Below are 2,922 nucleotides of genomic sequence, written 5' to 3' on the forward strand. Positions count from 1 at the left end.
ACGTCCTAGTCGGAACTTAACCTGGACGAGGCAGTCTAGCCCTTAAGCGCATTGCACAAATCCGACACGGACCTGGTCACGGTCAAGCAAGCCCCTTCGATCATGGCGTTCACAATGGAATGGGTCGTGTCTCCGGCCTGACGAAAGTCAGTACGGATACCGTGAATGGGTTTGCCCTTTGCATAGGCGTAACCGATTTCCCAAGCAGTGCCGTCATCCACCTGAGTCCCATCAATCCAGGCCACGATGTGGCTGCACTTATCCAAGGCGTCCCTGCAGCGTTCCATGATTCAACGTGGGGCAACTGGTCCCCATTCGGAAATCTGGCCATCTTTGAAGAGTTCAAAGGGCCAGCAGACTTCGTTCCCCTGTTCGACCAGGGTGGCTTTGAAGCTACGGAGCCAAGCTTGTTCGGCGGAGGTGAAGAGTGGTCCAGCGAGGTAGATCATGGGGGGAAGAATAGCAGGGTACCAACGGCATTGGAACCATGATGTTAGGCTGTTCATCCCGTGCAAATGCCCTGTGTAAAACCGGCAATGGTTCCGCTAATGGTTCCGCTAAATCAAAAAGGCTCCGAGACAAAAACCTCGGAGCCTTACTGATTACTGGTCGGGGCGACATGATTTGAACATGCGACATCCTGCTCCCAAAGAAGGCGTGCAGGCTGGGAACCGTTGGTATCACTCAATCAGGTGGTTTCAGTAGGGCCATTTTGCGGCATTTTCTGCCATCAAAAGACACCAATGGCCCTACTAGTGGCCCTACTTGATTTTGACGAGCTTTCCGGCCTTGGGAGCGGCCACGGCGGGCATGAGCGCAACGGCTCTGGCCTTCTCTCCCTTCATGAGCTGGTAGTAGTGCTTTTGGGTTGTGGCGATGCTGCTGTGCCCCAGGAGCGCGGACACGGCGGCAAGGTCCGCCCCTTCGTTCAGGAGGATCGTGGCGAAGAGGTGGCGCACGTCGTAAGGCGTAACATGGTAGGGAATGCCAGCACGCTTGATTGCCGTCTGAAGGCTGCGCCGGACTTGCTTCACGGGCTTGCCCTTGTACTCCACAAGGTATTCGCTCTTCGCCTCCTGGCGCATGATGAGCAGCCGGGCGCGAAAATCGGGCGTGATTGGGATGACGCGGCTTGCGCCTTCGGTCTTGGTGCCTCGCACATGGATCAGCAGGCCGTCAAAGTCCACGTCAGCCCACTTGAGGCTGAATAGCTCTGTGGGACCGGGGCGCGTGCCTATGTTGGCCTCAAGTTCCATAGCCCAGGCAAGGTGTGGGTCAGCAGCGGCGATGATCCGGCGCAGGCCGTCCAGCGTCAGGTGCATTTCCTTCTTGCGCTCTGGCGTCTTCTTCCACTCGGACAGGGGGCTTGCGGCGGTGATCTTTTTGGATATGCCGAACCGGAACACGGAGCGCAGATAGCCCATGTAACGGTTGACCGTGGGCGTGGTCTTCTCGGACCAGACGCCGCCCGGCTCCACCAACTTAAGGATGTCCTGATACTCCAACTGATCGACGGGCCGCTTGCAGAGCACGGGCAGAATGTCGTTGTTCAGCAGGGCCGCAAACTCTGTGCGGAACTGCTCACCAACGCCGCGCATCTTGGCGTCGTGAAGATAGAGCTGGGAAAGCTGGTCGAGGTAAACGCCGGATGAATTGCGGGGCACTTCGCCCTTGGCCTTCATAAGCGCAATCTCGGCAAGCCTGATTCCGGCCTGGCGCTGCGCCGCTGGCCCGAGGCCGAAATACTCCTTGTGGTTCTTTCGGCTCCCCGGCATCCGGTAGCAGATGTAGTAGCCGCCCGTTTTGTGAAAAAGCACCTTGCCCATGCCTGCCGCCATATACTACGCCGTCACCCTCGTAAAGCTCCCGCCCCTGTGGCGCGGCATGTGGACCTTGGCCGCAAGGAACACGTCGGGATTATCCATGAAGGCGTCAAGGTCTGCCTTGGAGAACTGATTGCGGTATGGCCCCTTGCGCGGGATCTGGTATTTCTCGACCCAGCGAGACAGTGTGCGCAGGCTCTTGCCAACGTGCGCAGCCGCCTCTTCTACGGTCAAGTATGCTGCCGGGATCTCGCGCATGGCCTTTCCTTACTCTCCCTTATCTCTCTTCCACGGCGACGATGTTGCGGACGGTGGGGCTAGGCATGGGGGGAATCCTCAACTGGCTTGTAGAACACGACCCAATACGTCTTGAGGTTGTGCGTCGTGGTGTGCCCGAACATTGGCTTTTGCGGGAAGCAGTCCAGCACGTCCCTTAGCTTTATCTGCGTTTCATTCCACTTGAATATCAGCGTCCCGCCCTTGTTGAGCACGCGCCAGCATTCGCTAAAACCAGCGGACAAGTCTTCTTTCCATGTTGCCTTGTTCAGCTTCCCGTACTTCTTGGCCATCCACGATCCAGGGCCAGCAACCTCAAGGTGCGGCGGGTCGAACACGATCAAATTGAACGACCTGTCCCTGTATGGCATGTTTCGGAAATCAACCACCTCATCCGGGCGCACAAAGAGTTCACGTCCATCGCACAAGATGTGATCCTCTTCGCGGATGTCGGCGAATAGGGCCACGGGGTTCTGTCGGTCGAACCAAAACATGCGGCTACCGCAGCAAGGATCGAGGACTTCTTTCACGGCCCCACCCCCAGCAGCGGCAACCCGCTTGCCTTCGTTTCATAGAGGTCTTTGTGGTACTTCCCCCCGGTGTACCTTCTGCACCCTAAGCAAGTGATGGCGTACACGCCTTCAGCGTTGCGATTCGCGCACCTGGAGCAGAGGTCAACGATGATGGGCTGTTCGGCTGCGGTCATTCGGAGGCCTCCGTGCGCTTGCGCGCATAGAAGCTGTCCGTAGTCCACTCGCCCTCGTACGGCTCGATGATGTAGATGGTGTTCTTGTCACCGTGGCCCCAGCGCGTTGGCTTGCCT

4 protein-coding genes are annotated in these 2,922 nt (G+C 57.9%); all 4 read right to left on the reverse strand.

All coding sequences use genetic code 11. The features are described from left to right. Positions 1-35 precede the first annotated feature (35 nt). On the reverse strand, positions 36-287 hold the full coding sequence (locus Q8O35_RS14850; RefSeq protein WP_371133117.1) for a nucleoside 2-deoxyribosyltransferase: 252 nt from the start codon (positions 285-287) through the stop codon (positions 36-38). A 474-nt stretch (positions 288-761) separates the two neighbouring features. After that, positions 762-1,838, reverse strand: a complete 1,077-nt coding sequence (locus Q8O35_RS08830; RefSeq protein ID WP_305572348.1) for a site-specific integrase — start codon at positions 1,836-1,838, stop codon at positions 762-764. Between the two features lie 3 nt (positions 1,839-1,841). Continuing rightward, positions 1,842-2,081: a helix-turn-helix domain-containing protein gene (locus Q8O35_RS08835; protein WP_305572350.1), complete on the reverse strand. Its 240-nt coding sequence runs from the start codon at positions 2,079-2,081 to the stop codon at positions 1,842-1,844. 59 nt (positions 2,082-2,140) lie between these two features. Continuing rightward, positions 2,141-2,629 (reverse strand): SAM-dependent methyltransferase, encoded by a 489-nt coding sequence (locus tag Q8O35_RS08840; RefSeq protein ID WP_305572352.1) that lies wholly within the window; start codon positions 2,627-2,629, stop codon positions 2,141-2,143. Positions 2,630-2,922: the final 293 nt, after the last annotated feature.

This window comes from Humidesulfovibrio sp., from assembly GCF_030689645.1.
In the GTDB taxonomy this organism is placed as follows: Bacteria; Desulfobacterota; Desulfovibrionia; order Desulfovibrionales; family Desulfovibrionaceae; genus Humidesulfovibrio.